This is a genomic window from Vibrio sp. 2096 (assembly GCF_033339595.1).
GTDB classification, from domain to species: Bacteria; Pseudomonadota; Gammaproteobacteria; order Enterobacterales; family Vibrionaceae; genus Vibrio; species Vibrio alginolyticus.
Map to the genome: position 1 here is coordinate 1 of NZ_JAWOUX010000105.1, position 1,067 is coordinate 1,067.

Here is a 1,067-nt window from a genome sequence, read left to right on the forward strand (position 1 = left end):
GCGACCAATGAGTCTATTGACGACATTATTCTCGCATCCGATGTAGTGATGGTTGCACGTGGTGACCTTGGTGTAGATCTCGGTGGTCGCCGTATCATTAAAAAACTGGCATAAGATCTGAGGTTCCAATTTCTGATTGAAAAGAGGCTACCAAAACGCCGTTTTACTCATCAAGTGTGGTTTATAAAAGTTTTTGTCAATTAATCGCTATCTGTGAAGTGGTGGGCGATAAGTTTGAGTAAGTTCATGCTTCATAAAGATTTGGCTGGCGACTACGCTACCGCAAGTGACCAGAATTAACGCGCTCCAAGTTAGCGAATCCGGTTGTTCGCCAAAGATTGGAACGGCAAGCAACGTTGCGACAACGGGAGTGAGAGACCCAAATGCGGCGCTGGCTTCAGCGCCAATGATTTTTATGGCATAGATAAACGTAAACGATGCGATAAGCCCTGCGCCGACACCTTGTAACATTGCATGGCTAAACAGCTCCTCCCAAGGCCAACTCGAGATAGGCGTTACCGCTAAATAACTGTCTATCCAACCGAACCCGACTGCGATGATAAGCATAAGTAACGAGACAATGGCGACAAAACCCGCGCATACATAAGCGTTGAGGTTGGCTACGCGTGCACTGATAGTAAAAACCGCCCACATCAAGCTGCCAACTAAAAACATCGCGTGCCCTTGAAGTTGAGACCAGTTGTATTCCTCCCCGATATTAGATAGCAGAAACACAAAAATACCCAGCAGTACGGTGGAAAGACCAATAATGCGGTGATGACTCAGCGATTGTTGATAGAACAAGACTGCAATGGCAGAAACAAACAAAGGCAACGTGCCAGGTATTAAGGCGCTACCATGCGCGACGGGAGCGAAATGCATGGCAGTGCCCGCTACAAGTAAATAAGGTAAACCGCTACCCAAGACAATACCAGTAAGGTATTTGTTGGGAACGGCTTTTAGGGCGGCTTTATGTTTCATTACAAAAGGCAACAAGATTAGGCTAGGAACGAGAAAGCGCACCAAAGCAATATCAGCAGGTTGCAGTGCCGAAATTGCCCCACCTT

At 46.9% G+C, this 1,067-nt stretch carries 1 protein-coding gene and 1 pseudogene; one reads left to right on the forward strand and one right to left on the reverse strand.

Translation table 11 applies throughout. The annotated features are described in order from the left end of the window. A pseudogene (locus R7Q41_RS24370) lies at positions 1 to 99 on the forward strand (pyruvate kinase); the annotation flags it as partial. A gap of 108 nt (positions 100 to 207) precedes the next feature. Here the strand turns inward: R7Q41_RS24370 and R7Q41_RS24375 are convergent. After that, positions 208 to 1,067 (reverse strand): DMT family transporter (locus R7Q41_RS24375; RefSeq protein WP_318144751.1); only part of this gene is annotated, 860 nt, incomplete at its 5' end.